Here is a 1076-nt window from a genome sequence, read left to right on the forward strand (position 1 = left end):
GACTCCGCCGCCATCGTGCGCGCCAAGGCTGCGCTGGACAAACTCGACGTCGCCGAAGGCCTCGCTGAACTCGAAGGCTCCGCCGCCCGCGTCGCCGTTGACGAAAAGCGCATGATCAACTGCCGCGCCGACCTCAACCAACTCGTGCCCTTCAAATACGACTGGGCCTGGCAGAAGTACCTCGACGGCTGCGCCAACCACTGGATGCCGCAAGAGGTCAACATGACCGCCGACATCGCCCTGTGGAAAAACCCCGAAGGCCTGACCGACGACGAACGTCGCATCGTCATGCGCAACCTCGGCTTCTTCTCCACCGCCGACTCCCTGGTCGCGAACAACCTGGTGCTGGCCGTGTACCGCCTGATCACCAACCCGGAGTGCCGCCAGTACATCCTGCGCCAGGCCTTCGAAGAAGCGATCCACACCCACGCCTACCAGTACTGCATCGAATCGTTGGCCATGGATGAAGGCGAGATCTTCAACATGTACCACGAGATTCCATCGGTCGCCAAAAAGGCAGCCTGGGGCCTGAAGTACACCCGCTCGATCTCCGATCCGAAGTTCGAAACCGGCACCGTCGAGACCGACAAGGAACTGCTGCGCAACCTGGTCGCCTACTACTGCGTCCTGGAAGGCATCTTCTTCTACTGCGGCTTCACCCAGATCCTGTCCATGGGCCGCCGCAACAAGATGACCGGCGTCGCCGAGCAGTTCCAGTACATCCTGCGCGATGAGTCGATGCACTTGAACTTCGGTATCGACGTGATCAACCAGATCAAAATCGAAAACCCACACCTGTGGGATGCCGAGATGAAGGAAGAAGCCACCCAGATGATCCTGCAGGGGACGCAACTGGAGATCGAATACGCACGTGACACCATGCCGCGCGGCGTGTTGGGCATGAACGCGGCGATGATGGAGGATTACCTCAAGTTCATCGCCAACCGTCGCCTGTCGCAGATTGGCTTGAAGGAAGAGTATCCAGGCACCACCAACCCGTTCCCGTGGATGAGCGAGATCATGGACTTGAAGAAAGAGAAAAACTTCTTCGAGACCCGTGTGATCGAGTACCAGAC

At 59.0% G+C, this 1076-nt stretch carries 1 protein-coding gene; it reads left to right on the forward strand.

What is annotated here, in order from left to right; genetic code table 11:
* The coding region (locus tag CQ002_RS28060; RefSeq protein ID WP_105702751.1) for a ribonucleotide-diphosphate reductase subunit beta at positions 1 to 1076 on the forward strand (1076 nt) is incomplete at both ends.

This window comes from Pseudomonas sp. MYb13 (assembly GCF_002980075.1).
Classification (GTDB): domain Bacteria; phylum Pseudomonadota; class Gammaproteobacteria; order Pseudomonadales; family Pseudomonadaceae; genus Aquipseudomonas; species Aquipseudomonas lurida.